A 22,068-nucleotide genomic window follows, 5' to 3' on the forward strand; every position below is an offset into this window, starting at 1 on the left:
GGATGAGCGGCGTGCTGATATGCACCAAGCCTTTCTCAAGCTGGGCTGCGCGCTCATCCTGTTCAACCACCTGCAGAAGTTCTGTTAGGCGTTCTAAAGATCAGCGTTTGGCTGTCCTGGGCCGATAGCGGTTCCTCGCCCACGGGCTGGAGCTGGCCGCTGACGCGAAAGTAAACGGGCGCACCGGCCTGGATGTGCATATCGGAGCCGCCGCGCTCGACGAGCTGCGCCATCAAATCTTCAATCGCGTAATCCATGGGGGAGGTGCCTTCGATACAAGCGAGTCTACCCCGAGCATTCCCGGTGCAAGCGCAGCAGCTAACGCACCAGCCCGCTTCAGTTGTTGGGAAAGCGCGGGGTCAGGCAGTAGGGACAATCCAGCCACTCGGGTTGCAGCTCGGCCTGGCAAGTGGGGCAGCTTAGGGCGTGCCGGCGCTTGGCTTGGGCTTCTGACTCCAACCCCGCGTCGGTGAGGGTGACGCGCTCCACCTCTTCCAAGGTGGTATAGCCCTGGCGGACCAGATCCAAACTGTAAGCCAGCAGCGTGCGCATGCCCTCTTCGGCGGCCGCTTCCCGGAGGCGCTCGGCGGTAGCCCCCTCGGCAATCAGGGATTGGATCCGGCTGGAGTTAGGCATGACCTCGTAGACGCCCATGCGCCCTTTGTAACCGGCCCCCTTGCAATGCGAGCACAGGGTCCCCTGCCGCTTGGCCGTCTCGATGGCATCGGGCGGCAGGACGTTGGCGCGATAAAAGGTGACGTTGCTTTCTTCGTGGGCGCTGGAGAGGCCAAATCGGGCTAGCTCCTCAGCCGTTGGGATGTAGCACTGCGCGCATTGCGGACAAACCCGGCGCATCAGGTGTTGGGCCAGCACCCCCAGCAGCGAGCCCGAGATCATAAACGGCTCCACCCCCATCTCGTCCAGGCGCGCGATCGCGCCGGCTGCATCGTTGGTGTGGAGCGTGGTCAGCACCAAGTGGCCCGTCAGCGCCGCTTCGATGGCGGTTTTGGCTGTTTCACGATCATGAGTCTCGCCCACTAGCAGGACGTCGGGGTCTTGGCGCAGGAACGCCCGCAGCACCGAGGCAAAATCCATCCCTTTCTCGCGCAGCACCTGGACCTGGGTGATGCCGGGCAGCGAGTACTCGATGGGATCTTCCACCGTGCCGATGTTGACGCCCGGATCGTTGCGCTCGGCCAGCCCCGAATAGAGCGTGGTGGATTTGCCCGAGCCGGTGGGGCCCGTCACTAGAATGAGCCCGAACGGGCGCTTGACCATGCCCCGGACTTGCCCTAGCGTCCCCGGATCGGTAATGAGCTGATCCAAGCCCAGTTGCGTCGAGGAGTTGTCCAGAACCCGCAGGACGATTTTCTCGCCGTAGCGGCTGGGCAAGCTGCTGACGCGAAAGTCGATGTTGCAGCCGTTGAACTTGCGCCGGATTTTGCCATCTTGCGGCAAGCGCTTCTCGGCGATGTCGAGATCGGCCATGATCTTGAAGCGGGCCGCAATGGCGGGGGCGATGCGGATGGGCAGTGGCTCGAAGGCCTGATGCAGGACGCCATCCTTGCGAAAGCGAACGCGCAGGTACTCCTCTTGCGGCTCGAGGTGAATGTCGGAGGCCTCCTCTTTGAGCGCTTTGACCAGCATGCGGTTGACTAGGTTGATGATGGGGGCATCCTGCGCTTCGCCGATGGCCTCATCTAGGTTGAAATCTACCTGTTCGTCTGCATCTTCTAGCTCGTTGGCAATATTTTGCAGGTCCTGGGAGATATCGAAATTTTTCTGGGTATCCTGCTCCTGCTGGCGTTCCCGGCGCAGCGCCAGGTAGCGATCCAGCAGCTGCTGGTAGGCTTGGGCCGTAATGACACGGCGCTGCAAGCGCACGTTCTGGCCGCGCAGCCGGCGATTGAGCTCATCGCGCGCGCTCAGATCGTCCGGCTTTACCATGCCCACTACCAGCGTGGGGGGATCCCCGGATTGGAGTTGTAGGGGCAGCAGTCGGTATTGGCGGCACAGCTGGAGCGGAATGCCCAGCTCCAGCGCCTCTTCGATCGAGTGCGCGTTTGCGCCCGCTGCGTCGGGGTCGAGGGACTCGATGCCGTAGAGCACTTTGAGCTCGAACAGGCGGTAGGCCTGGTACTGCCGGACTAGCTCGGCAGGGGGCTCGCGCTCGGTCACCGAGGCCAGTGCCTGCATCAAGTCCGTATCGCGCTGCCGCGCGAGCGAGCGGGCCTGCTGCAGTTGCTCGCGCGTTGCGTAGCCGCCAGCCAGCACGTGCCGGCCGAACGGCGCAGGGTCGGGCGGCATTGGGGAAGCCCGCTTTTGGGTCGCAGAATCGGTCATGGGCAGCTGCTAGTTTCGGTCTGCCTGCAGCGGGCTAGCATGGAGTCAGCAAGTGCCGATTGGATCGAGCGCTTCACCATAGGACCGACCAGCTCTAGCCTATCGAAATGGGCAGCAATCGGCCCTGCATCCCCTGACGGGCAGAGCGCGTTCGCTGCCAGGCGGACCGGGCGAAGCCCCTGCCCCCTTGAGTGCTGCTTTGGGGACTGGCAGCCATCGCTTACGATCCATAAGGTTCTGATACCCCAACGAGCGCTATGACCAACGAGCAATCCCAACAGCCAGAGTCGCAATTTCAAGACGCCGAGCAGGAAAGCGCCGAGCCGCCACAAGCGGCAGCGAGCGAGGCGTCACAACAGCCGCCGGCGCAACCGTCAGAATCGGAGCAAGCGAGCGAACCGGGCGGCGAGTCCTCCCAAGATCCCGAGACCGCGATCGCCGAGCTGCGCCAGGAAATCGAGACGCTGCGGCAGCAGCTAGAGCAGAAAAACGAGCAGTACCAGCAACTCCAGAACCAGTCGGCCCGCGTGGCCGCCGACTTCGAAAACTTTCGCAAGCGCAGCGAGCGCGAAAAAGCGGAACTCGAGCAAAAAGTCAAGCAAGAAACGCTCGCCGAAATTTTGCCCATCGTCGATAACTTCGAGCGGGCGCGCACCCAAATTCAGCCCCAGACCGAGGGCGAGATGAGCGTGCACAAAAACTACCAGGGCCTGTACAAGCAGCTGGTCGACAGCCTCAAAAGCCTGGGCGTCTCGGCCATGCGACCGGAAGGCCAGCCCTTCGATCCCCAATATCACGAAGCGGTCCTGCGCGAGCCCAGCCAGGCGTACGAAGAAGGCCAAGTGATCGAGCAGCTCATCCGCGGCTACTGGCTCGGTGATCGCGTGCTGCGCCATGCCAGCGTCAAAGTTGCTGCCCCCTCAGAAACCGCCGAAGCCGGCGAGTCCGCTCAACCGGATGAGGCCGCCCAGCCAGGCGAAGCCACCGAGGGCGAATCGCAGCAGTCCGCTTCGGATGCAGCCTCCAACTCGGCCGAGTGCAGCGAGTAACGCTGGTTCCGGCCCCGTTGCTGCCAGGGGACGAGCGTGTTAGTAATGAGCACCGGACCCCCTTAAGGCAGAGCTGCCGCAGCAGCGCGCGGCTGGCGCTTCCCCCCTCCTCCATTGCAGCCCACCCGAGCGCAACCTCGCAACCACTCCTATGGCGGGCAACTACTACGAAATCCTGGGCGTCTCGCAGGATGCCAGCAAAGAAGACATCAAGCGGGCCTACCGGCGCTTGGCGCGCCAGTACCACCCGGATGTCAATAAAGAGGATGGCGCGGAGGAGCGCTTCAAAGAAATCAACCGCGCTTACGAAATCCTCTCCGATCCCGAGATGCGGGCCCGCTACGACCGCTTTGGCGAAGCCGGCATCTCGGCAGGCGCCGGTGGGGGCAGCGGTGCCGAGGACTTTGGCGATATGGGCGGCTTCGCCGATATCTTCGAGACCATCTTTGGCGGCATGGGCGGTATGGGGGGCGGCTCCGGCCGGCGCCGCTCGGGGCCCATGCGCGGCGACGACCTCCGCCTGGATCTCAAGCTCGAGTTCCGCGAAGCGGTCTTTGGCGGCGAGAAAGAAATCCGCATTCCCCACCTGGAAAACTGCGACACGTGCGAAGGCAGCGGTGCCAAGCCGGGCACGAGCGCCCAGACTTGCGCCACTTGCAGCGGAGCCGGCCAAATCCGGCGCACGACGCGCACGCCGTTTGGGAGCTTCGCGCAAGTGTCGGTGTGCCCGAGCTGCAACGGCGAAGGGCGCACTGTGGAGGAAAAATGCGAAGCCTGCGGTGGAGCCGGTCGCAAGCGAGAGCGCAAGCAGCTCAAAATTACCGTGCCGCCAGGGGTCGATAGCGGCACGCGCCTGCGCGTCTCGGGCGAGGGCGATGCCGGCTCGCGCGGCGGCCCACCAGGGGACCTCTACGTTTATCTGTTCGTGCAGGAGGATTCCGAGTTCTCGCGCGAGGGGATGAACGTCCGCTCCGAGATCGAGATCGACTACTTGCAAGCCATTTTGGGCTGCAAAGTCAGCGTCAAAACCATCGATGGCGAAGAAACCTTAACCGTGCCGGCCGGCACCCAGCCCGAGAGCGAGCTCAAACTCGAGAACTACGGCGTGCCCAAGCTGGGAAACCCGGTCAGCCGCGGCGACCAGCTCATTACCGTGCACGTTGGCATCCCCACCCGACTCAACTCGGAAGAGCGCGAATTGCTGGAGCAACTAGCCAAGGTCAAAGGCGAGAAGGTGGGTAAAGGCGGCCGCGAAGGGTTCCTGGGAGGCCTGTTTCGCGGATGAGCGATGCCGTCGCCGCCAGCGATGCGGTGCCCTTGCCCGACGCGCAGCTCGATCTGCGCGGGACGCCTTGCCCGCTCAACTTTGCCCGCACCAAGCTGTATCTGGAGCGCATGGCGGCCGGGTCGCTGCTAGAAGTGTGGCTCGATCCGGGCGAGCCCATCGAGCAGGTCCCCAACAGCTTGAAGGTGGAAGGCTACGAGCTGGTTGCCCTGGAGCAGCAGCAGGAGTTTTTCAAGCTGCAGGTCCGCTATCCGGCAACGGGCGATGGCCGCTAGCGATCGCTCGCCCAACGCAACGGTCGTGGCCCTGCAGGCCAATTTTTACCGCGTTCGTTTGGAGCGCCCGCAAGCCGGCGTGCCGCTCGGCGCGCGCCTGCTTTGCACCTGCCGGGGGCGCCTGCGCAAGATCGGGCAGTCAGTCGTGGTGGGCGATCGCGTGGCAGTCGCGGATCTGGATCCGCAGCAGCGGCGCGGCACCATTGCGGCCGTGGGCCCGCGCCAGACGCGACTGAGGCGCCCGCCGCTGGCCAATGCAGACCGCCTGCTGGCCGTCATGGCGCTGGCTGAGCCGCCGCCCGACCCGCTGCAGCTGAGCCGCTTTTTGGTCGCCGCCGAGGCCAGCGGCCTCACACCGTTGGTGGGCCTCAACAAAAGCGATCGCGTCTCGGCCGGCGAGCGGGAACGCTGGTGCCAGCGCCTGCGCGCCTGGGGCTACGATGCTGTCCCCATCAGCGCCACCGGGGGCTGGGGCCTGGATGCGCTCGAGCGGCGCCTGCGAGGCCATCTGACCGCGATGGCCGGTCCCTCCGGTGCGGGCAAATCCAGCACCATCGATGGGCTCATTCCGCACGCGCAGTTGCGCGTGGGCGCGATCTCGCGCAAAACGCGGCGGGGCCGCCAGACCACGCGCCATGTCGAGCTGTTTGAGCTTCCCCAGGGCGGGCTCCTGGCCGATACGCCCGGCTTCAAGCGCCCCCAGCTTGACTGCGAGCCGCAGGCACTGGCGCGGTACTTCCCCGAAGCGCGCGCGCGCCTGGCCGTTGGAGCGTGCCAGTTTGCCGATTGCCTGCACCAGGCCGAGCCCCAGTGCGCCGTGCGCGGTGACTGGGAGCGCTACCAGCACTACTTGCAGCTGCTGGAGGAAGCACGCGCGCGGGCGCAAGCGCGCCAGCAGCAGCGCGATCGCGAAGCCAGCACCAAGGTCAAAACCCGGCGGGAGGGGCGCCTGGAGCGCGAGCCCAAGCTCGATCCGCGCAAGTACCGCCGCCCCTCGCGGCGCCGGCAGAACCAGACGCTGCAGGGGCTGCTGGATGAGGCCGAGGCGGAATGACGCCTCGGATCACTGCGCTGGCGCGCTCAAATAGGCCAGGAACTGCTTGGGCACCACCTGCAACTCGCCCGAGAGGCAGTGATCGATGCTGACCCAGCGGGCCAGCTTTTGCCACTCGCCCTCGCTAAAGGCAATCTCGTCGCGCTCGTAGAACTCAGGATCGGCCAAGTTGCAGCGGTAGAGCTGGATGAGCTCGTGGCCGGGCTGGTTGTTAAACACGAAAATGCTCTCCAGGCAGCCCAGGTAGTGTCAGGTCAACCAGGCGCGCATCGAGCTCTTCTCGCAGCTCGCGCTGCAGGGCATCGGCGCTGGACTCGCCAAAGTTGATGCCGCCGCCCAGGGCGCGGTAGAACTCGGCTTGCTTGACCGGATCGTAGCCGCGCGAGAGCAAAACCCGATCCCCGTTGCGGATCAGGGCCAGCGCTAGCGTCCGGATTTGGCCGCTTTGATGCATGGGGAGAGCTTGGATGGCACTGTCAGTTACTGCTGCCTTCGATGGCGCTGGAGCGGCTGGCCTTATCGATGGGCCAGTCTTGGTTTTCGCCGCCGATCGCCAGCTGGGTGATTTTGATGTAGTCCTGGCTCAGCTGCCAGAGGGCGTTGATGAGCACATCGAGCGCCACCGGGTCGCTAGTGCCCAAATCGAACCAGCAGCGCGCCCAAACGCCGTTGTACTCAAAGTCGCCCATGTTGTGCATGGGCGCCATGAGTGCCCGACTGGCTGCCTCCGTGTCGTATTCCATGTAGCTGAGATCGACCCCGGTCTCGGTCACCTGGAAATTCTCGGCATTGAAGCCGCCCAGCTTGCCAATGTAGAACCACGAGTAGAACAGCTCCTCGACGTACTGCTTCTCCAGCTCCGAAGGGGCAGTCTCAAAGGCCAGCCAAATCCAGAGGTTGAACGGGTCGAACTCGCGGAACTGAACGTCCATGGCATCCGGGCGAACGCGCCCGGCCATTGTAGCGGCTGGTGCCGCCCGCAAGCGCTGCCCGCAGCGCCAGCCGCTAGGATGGAATGCAGTTTTTGGCCCCGCCCCCCATGCAGCTACAGCTCCAAACCTGGCAAGACGTCGAGACCTACCTGCAACGCTCCCAGGGCATCCTGGTCCCCATCGGCTCCACCGAGCAGCACGGGCCCACAGGGCCCATCGGTACGGACGCGCTGTGCGCCCAGGCCATTGCCGGTGGCGTGGGCGAGGCCACCCAGACCCTGGTGGGGCCGACCCTCCACATTGGCATGGCGCTGCACCACACCGCCTTTCCCGGCACGGTCAGCCTGCGGCCCACCACCCTAATTGGCGTGGTGCAGGATTATCTGGCCAGTTTGGCGTCAGCCGGGTTCCGGCGCTTTTTTTTCATCAACGGGCACGGCGGCAACATCGCCACCCTCAAAGCCGCCTTCGCCCAAAGTTACGAGCGCCTGGCCGAGATGGGCGTGCCGCACGCTGCCCAGGTGCGGGCGCAGCTGGGCAACTGGTTCCTCTGCCGCGGCGTGCGCGAGCTGGCCCAACAGTACTACGGCGATGCCGAAGGCTCGCACGCCACTGCCAGCGAGATCGCGCTCATGCAGTACCTCTACCCCGAAGCTGCCAAAGCCGCGCCCGCCATGGCCCAAGCGCCGGCCGGCCACCCCATCTACAGCGCTGCCGACTTCCGCCGCCACTACCCTGATGGCCGCATGGGCTCCAATCCCAGCCTGTCGCAGCCCGAGCACGGCGAGCGCTTTTACGCGACCGCAGTCGAGGAGCTCGCCCAGGACTATCGGGCTTTCGTGCAGGCCGAGTGAGGGGCGCTAGTCTTCGCCTTGCGGCTCGGTCGGCATGGCCGCAACCAGGGCATCGCGCACCCGCGCAACGGGCGCAACTTCGAGCCCCACTTCCGGAACCGTTTGCCCGCTGGGCACCAGGGCACGCTCAAAGCCCAGCTTGGCGGCTTCCTTGAGGCGCAGCTCGGTTTGGGTTACCGGGCGCACTTGCCCGCCCAAGCCCACCTCGCCAATGGCGATCACGCGCGGGTCAACGGCGCGATCGCGAAAGCTGGCCACCACGGCCAGGGCAATGCCCAGATCGGCGGCCGGTTCCACCACACCCAGGCCGCCGGCGGCCGCCACGTAGGCATCCAGCTTGGAGAGCGGAATGCCCACCCGCTTCTCTAGCACGGCCAGGATCTGTTGCAGGCGGTTGTAGTCGATGCCGGTCGCAGTGCGGCGTGGGGCCGCGTAGCTGGTTGGGCTGACCAGCGCTTGCAGCTCCACCAGCAGCGGTCGCGTTCCCTCGCAGGCCACTACGGTGGCCGTCCCCGGCACCTGCTGTTGGGCGTCGCCCAAAAACAGCGCCGAGGGGTTGGCCACCTCTTGCAGGCCCCGATCGCCCATATCGAAAATGCCCACTTCGTGGGTGGCGCCAAAGCGGTTTTTGACCGAGCGCAGCAGCCGGTGGGTGGCAAAGCGATCGCCTTCGAAGTACAGCACCGTGTCCACCAGGTGCTCCAGCACCCGCGGACCGGCCAGCGTCCCTTCCTTGGTGACGTGGCCCACGATGGCCAGGGTGATGCCGTCGCGCTTGGCCACCTGCATCAGCGCTGAGGTGCACTCGCGCACCTGGGCCACTGACCCCGGGGCCGAGCTCAGGGCGGCAAAGTAGAGCGTTTGAATGCTGTCGATGGCCGCCAAGCGCGGTTGCAGCGACTCGAGCTCCTGCAGGACTGCTTCCAGGTCGGTCTCGGCCAGGACGTAGAGCTCGCCATCGGCGCTGGCCTCGACCGCCGGATCGCTCTGCTCAGTTGGCGCAACCCCCAGGCCCAAACGGCGCGCGCGCAACTTGACCTGCTGGGCCGATTCTTCCGAGCAGACGTAGAGAGCCGGGCCATCGCGGGCAACGCGGGCGGCGACTTGCAGCAGCAAGGTAGATTTGCCAATGCCCGGATCGCCGCCAATCAGCACCAGCGAGCCCGGCACAATGCCGCTGCCCAACACCCGGTCCAGCTCGGCGTACCCGGAGGGCCAGCGCTCCTGGCGGTTGGGCTGAATTTGGGATACGAGCTGGGCCGAGCGCGGCCGGCCCGCCTGGGGGGTAGCGCGGCGCTGCCGCCCTACTTGCTGCCGGCTATCGGCGGGCGCTACAACCTCGGATTCGAGCGTCCCAAAGCTAGCGCAACTGGGACAGCGGCCGTACCACTGTAGGTGCTGCGCGCCGCAGGCCGTACAGTTGTAGACTGTTTTGGATTTGGGCATCCGGCAGGTTAGCTTGCTGGGCGTGAGTCACCGGTGGAGCCACCGGCAACCGGTACGATGCGATCGCAGCTCGGGCCGCTAGCGCAAAAGAGGCTATTGTAGTATCAGCTAGCTTTATTACCCAACAACCCGTAGCGTTGCAGCAAGAAGGAGCGTGGGGGAACTTGGAGAATCAAGAGCGCAAAGAGAAAGTCCTCGTTGTCGACGACGAAGCCAGCATCCGCCGGATTTTGGAAACCCGCCTCTCGATGATTGGCTACGAGGTGGTCACGGCAGCCGATGGCGAGGAAGCCCTACAGACCTTCGGCCAAGACGAGCCCGATCTGGTCGTGCTGGATGTCATGATGCCCAAGCTCGACGGCTACGGCGTCTGCCAGGAACTGCGCAAAGAATCCGAAATTCCCATCATCATGCTAACGGCGTTGGGCGATGTGGCTGATCGCATTACGGGCTTGGAGCTGGGGGCCGATGACTACGTGGTCAAGCCCTTCTCGCCCAAGGAACTGGAAGCGCGCATCCGCTCGGTGCTGCGGCGTGCCGACAAAGAGGCCACCCCCGGCATCCCCAGCTCGGGCATCATTCAAATCGGCTCGCTCAAAATCGACACCAACCGGCGCCAGGTCTATAAAGATGGCGAGCGCGTCCGGCTGACCGGGATGGAGTTTAGCTTGCTCGAGCTCATGGTCAGCCGCTCGGGGGAGGCGTTCTCCCGCTCCGAGATCCTGCAGGAGGTGTGGGGCTATACGCCCGAGCGCCACGTCGACACGCGCGTGGTGGACGTGCACATCTCGCGGCTGCGCGCCAAGCTGGAGGACGACCCCAGCAACCCCGAGCTCATCCTAACCGCGCGCGGCACCGGTTACATGTTCCGGCGCATTACCGACTCGGCCACCGAGGAGCAAAGCTGAGCGCGCATGGGCCGCCCCCGAGATCCCAATCGCGGGCTGCGGTGGCTGCCGCCGATCGCGGGCGGGCTGGGCGGAACGCTGCTCGCCGTCAACCGGCTGACGGCCACCTCGCTCAGTAGCGCCCAGGCGCGCTCGGATGTGGTGGGGGTATTGCTGAGCGCGCTGCTGGTGCTGGTGGGGCTGCTGTGGCAGCGCGTGCAACCCCGCCCGCCGGAGGCTGTCACCCTCACCGGCGAGGAGGGCTTTGAGCTGGCCCCGACCTTGCCCGAGCCGGTCCAAACCGAGCTGGCCTGGGCATCCCAGCTGCTGCTGACCAATACGGCCACGCGATCGCTGGTGGTCTATTACGGCGGCAACGTGCTGCTGCGCCGCGGCGTGTTGCCCCCCAAACGAACGGTGGAGCCCGGCCCCATCGTGCAGCGCGTTTTGAGCCGGCAGAAGCCGGTCTATTTGGTCAATCTCAAGGTCTATCCGGGGCGGGTGGAGTTCGACTACCTGCCGCCCAACGTGCAGGGCGCGATCTGCCAGCCCATTGGTGATCGTGGGGTGTTGATTTTGGGCGCCAACGCCCCGCGCAGCTATACGCGCCAGGATGAGACCTGGATTGCCGGCATTGCCGACAAACTAGCGGACACCCTCGAGCGCTACGCCGCTGATGGGGCGGCAGCCAGCATTTGAGCGGTGTGCTAGTCCAGCGTCCAGTTCTGGGCGCGCTCGCGGGCCTGGCACCAGCGCGCAAACGCCTGCCGGGCCGAGCTGCCCTCGCCGGGCTCAAAGGTGCGCGCGATCGCCCGCTGGCGGGCCAGCGCATCGTAGTCGTGCCAAAAGCCGCTGGCCAAACCAGCCGCAAACGCAGCCCCCTGGGCGGTGAGCTCCAGCACGGCGGGGCGCTCCACGGGTATGCCCAGCAAGTCAGCTTGGAACTGCATCAGCCAATCGTTTTGCGTCACGCCGCCGTCCGCGCGCAGCTGCGAGATGGGGGTAGCGCTATCGCGGTTCATGGCATCGATGCCCTCTTTGACCCGATAGGCGATCGCCTCCAAAACGGCGCGAACCAGGTGAGCCCGCTCGACGCCGCCCGTCAGGCCAATAAAGGCCCCGCGCGCGCGCATGTCCCAGTGCGGGGCGCCCAACCCGCTCAGGGCCGGGACGAAGTAAGCCCCCTGGGTATCGGGCACTTGCCGCGCCAGCTCCTCGGTCTCGGCGGCCGAGGCGATCAGCCCAAGCCCGTCCTGCAGCCACTGCAGGCAGGCCCCCGAGGTCAAGATCGAGCTCTCCAGCGCGTAGTGGGCGGCTTCCGCCCCCGCCTGGGTGGCATCAGTCCAGGCAACGGTCGATAGCAGCTGGTGCCGCGAGGGCACCGGGCGCGAGCCGGCGTAGGCAACCAGAAAACTCCCCGTGCCGTGGGTGCATTTGGCCTGCCCGGGCCGGTCGCAGCCGTGGGCGAATAGGGATGCTTGCTGGTCTCCTAAAACGGCCGTGATGGGGATCTCGGCACCGAACTGAGCCGGATCGGTGCGGCCGAAGTTGCCCAGGCTGGCCTGGATGGTGGGCAGGATGCGGCGCGGGATGCCGAACAGATCCAGCAGGGCATCATCCCAATCCCGCGCGCCCAGATCCATCAGCAGGGTGCGACTGGCATTGCTGGGGTCCGTGGCGTGGGTGCGCCCGCCCGTGAGCTTCCACAGCACCCAGGTATCGACCGTGCCGGCCAGCAGGCGATCGGCCCCAATATCGGGACGATGCTGCCCCACCCAAGCCAGCAGCCAGGCCAGCTTGCTAGCCGAGAAGTAGGCATCCAGCACCAGCCCAGTGCGCTCGCGCACGAGTTGGGCGTAGCCCTGCTGCGCCAGTTCGCGGCAGCGCTCGGCCGTGCGCCGGTCCTGCCAGACGATGGCCGGGTGCAGCGGCTCGCCGGTGATGCGGTCCCACAGCAGGCAGGTCTCGCGCTGCACCGTCAGCCCCAGGGTGGCGATGGCCGCCGGCGAGGCATCGAGCTGCTGCAGCAGCTGCTGGGTGAGGGCGCAGCTCGCCTGCCAAATCTCGTTGGGGTCATGTTCCATCCACCCGGGGTGTGGGTAGCTGGGGGTCAGCGCTCGGTAGGCTTGCCCGGCAATGGTGCCGTTGGCATCAAAGGCGATCGCGCGGTTGCCGGTGGTTCCCAGATCCAGCGCGAGGACGTATTGCGGTGCAGTCACGGCGGGCGAGCGGCCTCACAATGCGACGCATGCTGTTACGGTACCGCGACAGCCCGCCGCAAGCCTGCGCACCATGCCCGAAATTACCGGCCGAACCCAGCTGCTGGGCGTCATGGGCGACCCCGTCGAGCACTCGCTCTCGCCAGCCATGCACAACGCCGCGCTGGCCGAGCTGGGCCTCGATTGGGTTTACGTGCCGTTCCCAGTCCAAGCAGAGCGCCTGGAAGCCGCCCTTGCCGGCTTGGCCGCCATTGGGGTGGTGGGCTTTAATGTCACCCTGCCGCACAAGCAGCGCATCCTGCCGCAGCTGCAGGAGCTCTCCGACGCGGCGCGCCTGGTCGGGGCCGTCAACACGGTCTATCGCACTGAGGCCGGCTGGGGCGGCACCAACACCGACGTGGACGGTTTTGTGGCCCCCTTGTGGCGCCAGCGGCAAGATTGGTCGCAGGCCGCGCCGCTAATTTTGGGCAACGGCGGGGCAGCGCGCGCGGCAGTGGTGGGTTGCGCGCGCTTGGGCTGCCGCCGCATCCGCGTTGTCGGGCGCGATCGCGCCAAATTGGCGCAGTTCCAGCAAAGCTGGCAAGCGGCGCCGCTGGGGGCAACCCTCGAGACCCATCCCTGGGACGCGCTGCCGCAGCTCGTACCCCAGACCGGGCTGCTGGTCAACACAACCCCCATCGGCATGGCGCCCCATACCGATGGCGTGCCGCTCGAGCCCGCCACGCTCGCCCAGCTCCCGGCTGGGGCCATGGCCTACGACCTGATCTACACGCCGCGGCCGACGCGATTGCTAACCCTCGCCCAGCAACAGGGCGCGATCGCCCTCGACGGCGCGGAGATGCTGGTACAGCAGGGCGCCGCTGCCCTGAGCTACTGGCTGCAGCAACCCGTTCCCGATGGCACCATGCGCGAGGTTCTGTTGCAGCGCTTGGAGCGCTAGCGGCGCGCCCGAATCTGTTAGGGTTGCGCGCGAACTGCTATTGGACTGCTGGCCATGTTGCGAGCCACGATGGCGCTAGTCCTTGCCTGGGCATTGTGGGCGATTGCGCCCAGCGCTGTTGCCCTAACCCAAATTGAGCTCAGCGATCTGCGCTATGAGGCCTGCCCGCCCGAGCTGGCGCAGGGGGCGGTTACTAGCGGCGGCTACAGCCGGGAGGCCAACTGCTTCCTCGTCACCGGCACGGCCCGCAACGACACCGGGCAGCCAGTTTACGATGCCGACGTTTACGGCCGCATTTACGACGCCAATCGCAACCCGGTCATGCCCAACCGGACGCGGGTGGGAACGATCGAGCGAATCCCGCCCGGCACGAGCGAGTTCAGCATCCGCATCACCGTGCCGGCCGGGCAACCCACCCCGCTCCAGCTGGAACAGTTCAAAGCCTCTGGGTTCTCCGGCTCGGTCGAGTACCGCATCGACTAGAAGCCCGCATTTGGGGCGAGGCTCAAGCTGTTTGCAGGATGCTGGCGACGATCTGCAGCAGGATGATGCCCACAATGGGCGATAGGTCCAGCCCGCCCAGCGGCGGGATGAACGAGCGGAAAATGTTCAAGTACGGGTCGGTGACCGGGCTGAGGTAGGCCATGCCTTGCTGCGCCCAGCCGGCGGTCTGGAACCAGCTCAGCACGATGCGAACCAGGATCAGCAGCAGATAAATATTGAGGAAGTTCGCCAGGCTATCGGTTAGCAGGTTGCTTGCGCTCATGGGAAGTGCGGTTTCGCTATCGGGCAATGGGTGTAGGTTAGCAAGATTGGGTCGCCGGTGTAGGAGGCTGCCTCTGCCGATGGTTAGGCGTTAGCCCCATTGTTCTGGCCGCGATCGTCGGCGCGGTCAGTCCCATAAACCTCCAGCCGAACGGTCCCGCCAGCAGCCGCCGCCGCGGCGTGCAGCAAGGTCTCGATGGCTTGCACGTTGCGGCCGCCGCGTCCCAGGGCTCGCCCGCGATCGCTACCTTTGAGGGCCAAGCGGATCCAGGCTTGCTGGCCGCCTTTGGTCCGCTCGCAATCCAGCCGCAACGAATCGGGCGAATCCAGCAGCGGCTCCAGCAAAAACCGCAGCAACCCCGCATAGTCGGGCGCACCCGTGCCAGGCTGCGGCGCGTCGGCTCGAGCCTCAGGAGGCATGGAGCTGCTGATAGACCTGGGCCTTCTCTAGAATTTGCCGGACGGTTTGGGTGGGCTGGGCCCCGTTTTGGAGCCACTTGACAATCGCTGGCACGTTCAGCCGCGTTTCGTCGCTGCGCGGGTTGTAGTAGCCCAGCTCCTCCAGCGGACGCCCGTCGCGCGGGGCGCTGTGGTTGATGGCAATGATGCGGTAGCTGGCTTGGCGCTTTTTGCCAAAGCGCTTCAGTCGCAGTTTGACCATAGGGTCGATCTAGCTAGATAGCGCGAATGTGCCGTTCCAATTCTAAGCGATCGCCGCTGGCGGCGTTTACCACAGCTCGCCAAAGCCCTTTTTCTTTTTCTTCTTTTTCTTTTTGGGTTTGGCGCTAGGCTGCGGTGCTGCCCCTTGACCGCCGCCCAACAGGTTGCCCATATTGCCCATCCCGGGCAGGTTGGGCGCATTGCCCTGCCCCATTTGCTGCATCATCCCGCGCATTTTGGTGAAATCACCGATTAGCTTGCTGATGTCGGTTTCTTTCTGCCCCGAACCGTTGGCCACGCGGCGGCGGCGGCTGGGCGATTGCGCCAGCAGATCCGGATCCGAGCGCTCCTCGGGCGTCATGGAGTTAATGGCGGCTTCGGTGCGCTTGAGCTGTACCTTCCCCTTTTCCAGATCGTCGCCGCTGAGCTTGTTCATGCCCGGGATTAGCTTCATGATGCTGCCGAACGAGCCCATGTTTTTCAGCAGCCGCATTTGCTTGAGAAAGTCGTTGAAATCGAACCGGGCCTCGAGCATTTTGGCCTGCATCTGCTCGGCATCGGCCATGTCGATTTCTTCCTGGGCCCGCTCCACTAGCGAGACCACATCGCCCATGCCCAGGATGCGCGAGGCCATGCGGTCTGGGTGAAAGGGCTGCAAGGGCTCGACCTTCTCGCCGGTGCCGGCAAACTTGATCGGCTGCCCCGAAACGTGGCGCACCGACAGCGCCGCCCCGCCGCGGCTGTCGCCATCGAGCTTGGTCAGGATGTTGCCGGTGATGCCAACGTGCTCGTGAAACGTCCGGGCCAGATTGGCAGCTTCCTGGCCCGTCATGGCATCGACCACCAGCAGGACTTCGTGCGGCGAGACGGCCTCTTCAATGCGCGCCAGCTCGGCCATCATGTCGTCATCGATTTGCTGGCGCCCGGCCGTATCGATGATGGCGGTATCGATGCCCTGCTCGCGGGCCCGCTCGATCCCCTCGCGGGCGACCTCGACCGGATCGGCGTCCGTGCCCTTTTCAAAAACCGGAACCTCGGTCTGCTGCCCCAGCGTGACGAGCTGATCTACCGCAGCCGGCCGGTAGACGTCAGTTGCAATCATGAGGGCGCTGCGCTGCTCTTTGCGCAGGTGTAAGGCCAGCTTGGCCGAGGCCGTGGTCTTGCCGCTGCCTTGCAAGCCGGCCATCAGCACGATCATGGGCGAGGTCTCGGCCTGGGCCAGGGGGACGTGGGTCTCCCCCATAATGCGCGCCAGCTCGTCGTTGACGATTTTGATGAACTGTTGCTCGGGGCTAACGCCCGAAATTACCTCAGCGCCCTGCGCTTTCTGCTCGATGTCGCTGACGACCGCTTTGACTACCTCGTAGTTGACATCGGCTGCTAGCAGGGCGCGCCGCACCTCCCGCAGGGCATCCTGGATGTTGGAAGCAGAGATTTTGTCCTGGCCGCGAACTGTTTTCCAGGCTTGCTCCAACCGTTCGGAGAGGGCTTCAAACATAGAGCGGGCGCAGCTCCAGAACTACCGACAGGCTGTGTCTCAGTTCACGATAGCGCCTTGCCAGCTGCCCCCGCGATGGCAGCTAGCCCCCAACCGGCGATCGGCGGTTCGATTGCGGCCTTTGGGTGGCGCGCTTGCGCCAAATCGATCGTTTCGTGACAACAGATACAAAAAAATTTTGCTAATATAAGTAATACAAAGCCAGATAGGCTAGCTGGCGCAACGGTCGAATGATCGTCAAGGAGGTCGGTAACCATGGCTGCAGAACAGCAAGCACGCGCGCTCATGATGCGCCACCACCGCTGGATCAAAAACCGCCAGCAGGCCATGTTGGGACGGACGGCATCCGAAATTGGGATGGATGCAACCCGCTACTGGAACCACATCCAGGGCAAGCCCCATCCCACCTTCCGCAAGTCTTATGATCGCAGCGGCGCCGCCTCGAGCTAAGCAGCTCCCCTGTCGGTGTCGGCTAAAATCAATAGCGCTCCTGTCGCCGGGTATCCTTCAGCGAAGGATACCCGATTGTTTTGGGCGCCATGGCCGCAGCCCGCCAAGCCGCGCTTGCCGCGCTACGCCAGTTCTACCGGCAAGGGGCCTATGCCGACGTCGCCCTCGATCGCGCGCTGTCGCGGCAGGCCGAGCAGGACGGCCCCATGCCGCGCGCCGATAGTGGCTTTGCGGCCGAGCTGACCTACGGCACCATCCGCCGCAAGCGCACGCTCGATGCGCTCATCGATTGCCTGGGTCGCAAGCCAGCCCACCAGCAACCGCTGGCGCTGCGCATGGTCTTGCAGTTGGGGTTGTACCAGCTGCGCTACCTGCCCCACATCCCCGAGGCCGCTGCCGTCCATACCAGCGTCGAGCTGGCCAAGGCTAACCGCTTGCGCCGGCTGGCCTCGGTAGTCAACGGCATGCTGCGGCAGTACGCGCGCCAGGCTGCCAGCGGTACTGATCCGCTGCCGCTACCCAGCGACCCAACGCAGCGCTTGGGCATCGCTTACAGCTTGCCTGATTGGATCGTCGCCACCTGGCAGCAGCAGCTCGATGCAGCCGAAACCGAGCGCCTGTGTGCCTGGTGCAATCAGCCCCCGGTGGTTGACTTGCGGATCAACCCGCTGCAAACCAGCCGCGATCACGCGCTAGCTGCGGTTGCAGCCGGTTTGCCGGCTGGCAGCAATTGCGAGTACGTGAGTGCTCTCCCCCAGGCCCTGCGCTTGCAGGGTGGGGCCGGATCGCTGCAGGCCCTGCCCGGCTACCGCGAGGGCTGGTGGAGCGTCCAGGACAGCAGTGCCCAGTTGGTGGGTCACCTGCTGGCACCGCAACCGGGCGAGATGGTCGTTGATGCCTGCGCCGCCCCCGGCGGCAAAAGCACGCACATCGCCGAGCTCATGGGCGATTGCGGGACAGTCTGGGCCTGCGATCACGACCCCCGTCGGTTGCAGAAAGTGCGGCAGAACGCGCAGCGCCTGCGGCTGCAGGCGGTTCGCACGCAAGCAGGCGACGTGCGCGCGCTCTCGCAATTCCAAACCAGCGCCGATCGAGTGCTGCTCGATGCCCCCTGCTCGGGGCTAGGAACCCTCCACCGGCGCCCCGACCTACGCTGGCGGCAAACGCCAGCTCGGGCGGCCGAGCTAGCAGCGCTGCAGCGCGAGCTGCTCGCGCACGCGGCTGCCTGGGTCAAGCCCGGTGGCGTTTTGGTCTATGCTACCTGTACCCTTAACAGCAGCGAAAATGGGGAGGTCGTGCGCGCGTTTCTACAGGCCCATCCCGAGTGGCGGATCCAGCCGCCATCCGCGCACTCGCCGGCGGCCCCGTTTGCCGACCCCTGGGGGCCGATCGCCATTTGGCCCACGCGCCACCAGATGGACGGGTTTTTCATGGTCCGCTTGCAGCGCGCATCGCCGCCTAGCTAGGAGCAGCGCATGGCAAGACTGATTCTGCTCACGGGAGCCAGCCGGGGCCTGGGGCGGGCCATGGCCCAGGGCTTTGCCCAGGCCGGCCATACCGTGCTGGGCTGCGCGCGCGATCCCCAAGCTGTGGCGGCGCTCAACCGGCAGCTGGGGGAAGCGCACGATTTCGATGCGGTCGATGTGGCCGATGCTGCCCAGGTTGAGGCGTGGCGCGACCGGCTCCTGGCCGCCTACGGTTGCCCCGATTTGCTTGTCAACAATGCCGGGTTGGCTAACGATCTCAATCCACTGTGGGCCGTACCGCAGGCCGAGTTTGATCGCGTCATCGATGCCAATATCAAAGGCGTGGCGAACGTCATCCGGGCTTTTGTCCCCGCTGCGATCGCGCGCCAGCGCGGCATTATCGTCAACTTTAGCTCCGGCTGGGGGCGCTCCACCTCACCCCAGGTCGGCCCCTACTGCACGACCAAATGGGCCATCGAGGGCATGACGCGCTCGCTAGCGCAAGAATTGCCGGCCGGCATGGCGGCCATTCCGCTCAACCCCGGCATCATCCATACGGACATGCTGGAGACCTGCTTTGGCGAGCGCGCCGCGCAGTTCACGCCAATCGAGGATTGGGCGGCGCGCGCTGTCCCGTTTCTGCTAGGGCTTGACCCCAAGGACAACGGCAAGCCGTTGAGCGTGCCGGCTGGCTGAATGGCTCAGGCTGGATTTGAACCAGCGACACGAGGCTTATGAGTCCTCTGCTCTAACCCCTGAGCTACTGAGCCGCTCACACAGCGAGGTTAGCATACCCCGCCCTGCCGATTCCAGGCTCAAGGCGAGCCATTCCAATTGAAGTAGGCGCCGCGCACGCTCTCGGGCGCCCCGCTGCGCCAGGCCGCTCCGTCAACCGTTTGCCAGTCGCGGTTCGCCGGGATGCGCGCCGGGTTGGGGGCCCGGGCAAAACTGCCCCTAACCCCCTGGGTAGCCACCGGGATGACCTGGACTTGCCGGGGTTCTAGGGTGTCGCGATCGAGCAGAACGCGCCCGATAATGTTTTTGCGCTGGGCCGCCAGTGACGGGTGGAGAAAGTTGCCCAAACTCTCGAATAAAATGCCGCGCTCGCCCGAGCGGGACTCGATCGCGCGCACCTTGCGCCAAACGTGGGGACCGTGCCCAAAGACAATATCGCCGCCATAGCGGCGCAAAAAGGCCTCGCCTGTCTCCACCAGTTGCTGCTGCGTCGCGGCGTTCCAGCTGTGGATGGACAGGATGCGCAGGTCTGCATCTGCCGATTGCAGCGATTCCAACACCGTCGAGCGAGCGGCGGCGCAGGCTGCGTAGCGGCACTGGGGACCGCCCATGTAGAGGCCGGCAAACGCTACGCGCATCGAGCGATCGCCCACGGAGACACTCCGGACGCGAGCCGCTTTTTGCCGGCCCACGCCGTGCCACACCCAGTCGGCCGAGAGCGAGCGCTCCAACCGCACCATTTGGCGGGCCGACATCAGCGTCCCCCGAACGCCACCGGGCGCACTGGGGCAATCCTGGGTATGGTTGTTGGCCAGGCCGATGAGGTTGAAGCCGCGTTGGTGAGCAGCTTGGAGATTGGCCGGGTGGGAAACAAAGGCGTAGGAGCGGGGCCCCGGCGTGCCGCGAAAGCGATTGCAGCGCTCGCCCACCACGCTCTCCCAGTTCAGAAACGACAGATGGCCGCGATAGCTCCGCCCACTGGGATCGAGCGCATCCAGCCAGTGGCCGAAATCGGCCGGCCCGCCTTCTGGGAGGGTCTCGCCTGCGGGGAGCGTTCCCCCGAGCGAGCGCGGCTGCTTGTAAGTTAGGGCCATGCCCGAATCGCCCACGCCGCGCACGTCCACCAGTCCCCGCTCGCGGGCAGCTTGGGGATCCAGCGGCACCGGTTCTAGCGGCGAGGCGGCCTTGGCCGTCTTGGGGACCGCTCGCTCGGGGACGGCAGTCGTTTGAATGGGCGTTGCTTCGGGGGCACTGCCGGCCGCAGGCGGGGCTGTTGCAGCCGGCCGCCCAGAGACTGGGGCGGTTGTTAGATAGCCATGAGCCAATTTGAGCGTGCCGCCCGCCACGGCGAGCGCGGCTGCACTCAATCCAATGGCACCGACTTGCTGGCGTTTGCGCATGGCTAAACTCGTGAAGCTGGCAGGGCCGCTCGCTCAGCGGTTTGGGGAGCGGGAAGCGCTTCGAGTCTAGCAGCAAGCTAGTCCCGAGCGGGAGTGGCGGGACGCAGATCGAAGGGGCGAGCTCAGGCCAAGCGGCCCAACTGCCGTTGCGCTTCGAACAGGACAATGGCGACGCTCACCGAGAGGTTGAAGCTGCGCACCTGTGGCTGCTGGATGGGAATGTAGAGGGTGGTATCGCAGGCCGCCAGCACGGCATCGGGCAAGCCATCGGTTTCGCTGCCAAACAGCAGCCAGTCGTTGGGAGCAAACGCGTAGTGTGCGTAGTTTTGCGCGCCCCTAGAGGCCGATAGGCCAACGGCGCGCCCGCCTGCCTGCCGGCGGTGGGCCTGGAATTGGGCCCAATCGGGGTGGTAGTGCCAATCGACGTAGGGCCAGTAGTCCAAGCCAGCGCGCTTGAGATAGCGATCGCTAATCTCGAACCCGAGCTCGCCCACCAGGTGCAGCTCGGTGCGCGTGGCAGCACAGGTGCGCGCGACGCTGCCCGTGTTAGGCGGGATTTGCGGCTGAACCAGAACCACGTTGGGCATGGTGGTGGGGACTGCTTCCCCGCTAGGCTGCCAACAGCTGGCAGAGGCGCTCTTCCAGCTCGCGATCGCCGCGCTCGGTGCCTGCAATGGCAGCCTGCAGGATGGAGCGGATGGGGCGACCGCGTTCGTATTGCTGCAGCCACTGTTGCGCCGTATTGCCATCGCGCAACAGGGTCTGGATGGGTGAGAGAAAGCAGCTAAAGCCTTGCTGCTGCGCGATGGGCTGCACCTGCTGGTAGAGCTGCGCGATCCAGTCGCGAGCGCGAACGGGGCGGCCGTCCTGCCAGTGGCGCAGCTGGGCATCGAGGCTGCTGCGGGCGGCAGCCGTTTCGTTGGCATCGGTCAGATCCAGCAAGTCCTGGGCGCGCGTGCCTGCCGGTAGCGTACTGATCTCGAGCGGGTCCAAGCTGGGGTCGCGCAGCATCTGGGTCAGGCGGGCCTCCAGCAGCGCCGTTACCGCCAGCAGTATGACCGGATCGGCAATCAGATCGCAGATGCGCAGCTCCAGGCGGTTGAGGTTATAGGGCCGCCGGTCGCCGTTGGGTCGCACCGAGGCCCACAAGTGGCGCACGTTTTGGATCGTGCCGCTAGCGAGCTGCTCCTCCATCCAGCGAATGTGGTGCCAGTGGCTCTCAAACAGCGGCACCCGGGATGGGGTGCGCGGAAACATGCCCCAGCGCGTGGAGTGCTGGCCGCTCGCTTGCCCATCCAAAAAGGGCGAGGAGGCGCTCAAGGCCAAATAAAGCGGGGCCTCGACTTGAACCAACCGGCAGGCCTGCATGAGCGTTTCGGGATCGTCAAAGCCCACGTTGATATGCACGCTGGCGGTAACCACGCGCGTCCCGTAAGCGCGCTCGATAAAGTCGTGATAGGGATTGCCGGGATCGGTGCGGTAGAAGCGATCGCTACCACCCAATGCCAGGGCGCTGCCGGGCAGTAGCGTGTAGTCGCCCCACTGTTGCAGGTAGGAGCGCAGCTTCAGGCGCGGCCGCACTAGGGCGCAAAGCAAGCGGTCGTAGTCGTAGAGCGGGGCTGTAGTGTATTCAACGTTGCGGTTGTCCGGTTCGATAACAAACCCGTGCAGGTCGCGGACGATGCGATCGGCAAAGCCGACGACCTCGCCTTGGGGGGTGCCGGTGTAAATCTCGACCTCAAAGCCTTTCGGTAGCAGCACGGCACCTCCTCGGGCGGCAACGCTGAACCCGGAAGCTCTAGCCTAGCAA

23 protein-coding genes, 1 tRNA gene and 2 pseudogenes are annotated in these 22,068 nt (G+C 65.4%); 12 read left to right on the forward strand and 14 right to left on the reverse strand.

The genetic code is table 11. The features are described 5' to 3' along the window. Positions 1-95: 95 nt before the first annotated feature. A pseudogene (locus BRC58_06755) lies at positions 96-257 on the reverse strand (twitching motility protein PilT). A 79-nt stretch (positions 258-336) separates the two neighbouring features. Further along, entirely contained in the window at positions 337-2,343 is a 2,007-nt protein-coding gene (locus tag BRC58_06760; protein ID PSP17116.1) for a general secretion pathway protein GspE, read from the reverse strand. Between the two features lie 257 nt (positions 2,344-2,600). On the opposite strand from BRC58_06760, the gene BRC58_06765 reads away from it, so the two are divergent. The 4 genes from BRC58_06765 (at position 2,601) to rsgA (ending at position 6,006) form a co-directional block, all read left to right on the forward strand. Continuing rightward, positions 2,601-3,392 carry a nucleotide exchange factor GrpE gene (locus tag BRC58_06765; protein ID PSP17117.1) on the forward strand — a complete coding sequence of 264 codons (792 nt, stop codon included), beginning with the start codon at positions 2,601-2,603 and terminating at the stop codon, positions 3,390-3,392. Between the two features lie 151 nt (positions 3,393-3,543). Further along, a complete protein-coding gene (dnaJ, locus tag BRC58_06770; protein PSP17118.1) occupies positions 3,544-4,677 on the forward strand; it encodes a molecular chaperone DnaJ in 1,134 nt (377 codons plus the stop codon). Next, a complete protein-coding gene (locus BRC58_06775; GenBank protein ID PSP17119.1) occupies positions 4,674-4,952 on the forward strand; it encodes a sulfurtransferase TusA family protein in 279 nt (92 codons plus the stop codon). The genes dnaJ and BRC58_06775 overlap by 4 nt, the downstream gene beginning before the upstream one ends. After that, complete coding sequence (gene rsgA / locus BRC58_06780) at positions 4,942-6,006, forward strand: ribosome small subunit-dependent GTPase A (GenBank protein ID PSP17120.1); 1,065 nt, start codon at positions 4,942-4,944, stop codon at positions 6,004-6,006. The genes BRC58_06775 and rsgA overlap by 11 nt, the downstream gene beginning before the upstream one ends. Before the next feature lie 9 nt (positions 6,007-6,015). On the opposite strand, the pseudogene BRC58_06785 reads toward rsgA, so the two are convergent. Together BRC58_06785 and BRC58_06790 are read right to left on the reverse strand one after the other, a co-directional pair. Beyond that, positions 6,016-6,460, reverse strand: a pseudogene (locus tag BRC58_06785) (NUDIX hydrolase). Between the two features lie 22 nt (positions 6,461-6,482). Beyond that, positions 6,483-6,938 (reverse strand): DUF3531 domain-containing protein, encoded by a 456-nt coding sequence (locus BRC58_06790; protein ID PSP17221.1) that lies wholly within the window; start codon positions 6,936-6,938, stop codon positions 6,483-6,485. 107 nt (positions 6,939-7,045) lie between these two features. Here BRC58_06790 and BRC58_06795 point away from each other — a divergent pair, with 107 nt between their 5' ends. Then, positions 7,046-7,792 carry an amidase gene (locus BRC58_06795; protein PSP17222.1) on the forward strand — a complete coding sequence of 249 codons (747 nt, stop codon included), beginning with the start codon at positions 7,046-7,048 and terminating at the stop codon, positions 7,790-7,792. A gap of 6 nt (positions 7,793-7,798) precedes the next feature. On the opposite strand, the gene BRC58_06800 is transcribed toward BRC58_06795, so the two are convergent. Continuing rightward, positions 7,799-9,238, reverse strand: coding sequence for a DNA repair protein RadA (locus tag BRC58_06800; protein ID PSP17121.1), 1,440 nt, complete (start codon positions 9,236-9,238; stop codon positions 7,799-7,801). Between the two features lie 164 nt (positions 9,239-9,402). Between BRC58_06800 and BRC58_06805 the strand changes: the two genes are divergently transcribed. Beyond that, positions 9,403-10,146 carry a DNA-binding response regulator gene (locus tag BRC58_06805; GenBank protein PSP17223.1) on the forward strand — a complete coding sequence of 248 codons (744 nt, stop codon included), beginning with the start codon at positions 9,403-9,405 and terminating at the stop codon, positions 10,144-10,146. Between the two features lie 6 nt (positions 10,147-10,152). Continuing rightward, positions 10,153-10,824 carry a cofactor assembly of complex C subunit B gene (locus BRC58_06810; GenBank protein PSP17122.1) on the forward strand — a complete coding sequence of 224 codons (672 nt, stop codon included), beginning with the start codon at positions 10,153-10,155 and terminating at the stop codon, positions 10,822-10,824. An 8-nt stretch (positions 10,825-10,832) separates the two neighbouring features. Here the strand turns inward: BRC58_06810 and glpK are convergent, their stop codons facing one another. Further along, entirely contained in the window at positions 10,833-12,344 is a 1,512-nt protein-coding gene (glpK, locus tag BRC58_06815; protein PSP17123.1) for a glycerol kinase, read from the reverse strand. Between the two features lie 73 nt (positions 12,345-12,417). On the opposite strand from glpK, the gene BRC58_06820 reads away from it, so the two are divergent. Together BRC58_06820 and BRC58_06825 are read left to right on the forward strand one after the other, a co-directional pair. Next, positions 12,418-13,284: a shikimate dehydrogenase gene (locus BRC58_06820; GenBank protein ID PSP17124.1), complete on the forward strand. Its 867-nt coding sequence runs from the start codon at positions 12,418-12,420 to the stop codon at positions 13,282-13,284. A gap of 54 nt (positions 13,285-13,338) precedes the next feature. After that, the gene (locus BRC58_06825; GenBank protein PSP17125.1) at positions 13,339-13,767 is read left to right on the forward strand and encodes a hypothetical protein; all 429 of its coding nucleotides are present in this window, start codon (positions 13,339-13,341) and stop codon (positions 13,765-13,767) included. Between the two features lie 22 nt (positions 13,768-13,789). Here BRC58_06825 and BRC58_06830 read toward each other — a convergent pair whose 3' ends face one another. The 4 genes from BRC58_06830 to BRC58_06845 all read right to left on the reverse strand — a co-directional run bounded on the left by BRC58_06830 (position 13,790) and on the right by BRC58_06845 (position 16,207). After that, entirely contained in the window at positions 13,790-14,050 is a 261-nt protein-coding gene (locus BRC58_06830; protein PSP17126.1) for a hypothetical protein, read from the reverse strand. Between the two features lie 83 nt (positions 14,051-14,133). Continuing rightward, on the reverse strand, positions 14,134-14,469 hold the full coding sequence (locus BRC58_06835; GenBank protein PSP17127.1) for an RNA-binding protein: 336 nt from the start codon (positions 14,467-14,469) through the stop codon (positions 14,134-14,136). Next, complete coding sequence (rpsP, locus tag BRC58_06840; GenBank protein ID PSP17128.1) at positions 14,459-14,710, reverse strand: 30S ribosomal protein S16; 252 nt, start codon at positions 14,708-14,710, stop codon at positions 14,459-14,461. Before rpsP ends, BRC58_06835 begins: the two co-directional genes overlap by 11 nt. A gap of 66 nt (positions 14,711-14,776) precedes the next feature. Then, complete coding sequence (locus BRC58_06845; GenBank protein PSP17129.1) at positions 14,777-16,207, reverse strand: signal recognition particle protein; 1,431 nt, start codon at positions 16,205-16,207, stop codon at positions 14,777-14,779. A gap of 255 nt (positions 16,208-16,462) precedes the next feature. On the opposite strand from BRC58_06845, the gene BRC58_06850 reads away from it, so the two are divergent. From BRC58_06850 to BRC58_06860, 3 genes are all read left to right on the forward strand, one after another. Next, the gene (locus BRC58_06850; GenBank protein PSP17130.1) at positions 16,463-16,657 is read left to right on the forward strand and encodes a hypothetical protein; all 195 of its coding nucleotides are present in this window, start codon (positions 16,463-16,465) and stop codon (positions 16,655-16,657) included. Positions 16,658-16,746: 89 nt separating this feature from the next. Further along, positions 16,747-18,123, forward strand: a complete 1,377-nt coding sequence (locus BRC58_06855; GenBank protein PSP17131.1) for a 16S rRNA (cytosine(967)-C(5))-methyltransferase — start codon at positions 16,747-16,749, stop codon at positions 18,121-18,123. Positions 18,124-18,132: 9 nt separating this feature from the next. Beyond that, the gene (locus tag BRC58_06860; GenBank protein PSP17132.1) at positions 18,133-18,819 is read left to right on the forward strand and encodes an oxidoreductase; all 687 of its coding nucleotides are present in this window, start codon (positions 18,133-18,135) and stop codon (positions 18,817-18,819) included. Between the two features lies 1 nt (position 18,820). On the opposite strand, the gene BRC58_06865 is transcribed toward BRC58_06860, so the two are convergent. The 4 genes from BRC58_06865 to gshA form a co-directional block, all read right to left on the reverse strand. Continuing rightward, positions 18,821-18,893: transfer RNA gene (locus BRC58_06865), tRNA-Met, on the reverse strand. A gap of 45 nt (positions 18,894-18,938) precedes the next feature. After that, entirely contained in the window at positions 18,939-20,258 is a 1,320-nt protein-coding gene (locus tag BRC58_06870) for a hypothetical protein (protein PSP17133.1), read from the reverse strand. Positions 20,259-20,380: 122 nt separating this feature from the next. Continuing rightward, entirely contained in the window at positions 20,381-20,845 is a 465-nt protein-coding gene (locus BRC58_06875; GenBank protein PSP17134.1) for a tRNA (uridine(34)/cytosine(34)/5-carboxymethylaminomethyluridine(34)-2'-O)-methyltransferase TrmL, read from the reverse strand. Between the two features lie 22 nt (positions 20,846-20,867). After that, positions 20,868-22,019 (reverse strand): putative glutamate--cysteine ligase, encoded by a 1,152-nt coding sequence (gene gshA / locus BRC58_06880; GenBank protein PSP17135.1) that lies wholly within the window; start codon positions 22,017-22,019, stop codon positions 20,868-20,870. Positions 22,020-22,068: the final 49 nt, after the last annotated feature.

This window comes from Cyanobacteria bacterium QS_8_64_29 (assembly GCA_003022125.1).
In the GTDB taxonomy this organism is placed as follows: Bacteria; Cyanobacteriota; Cyanobacteriia; order Cyanobacteriales; family Rubidibacteraceae; genus QS-8-64-29.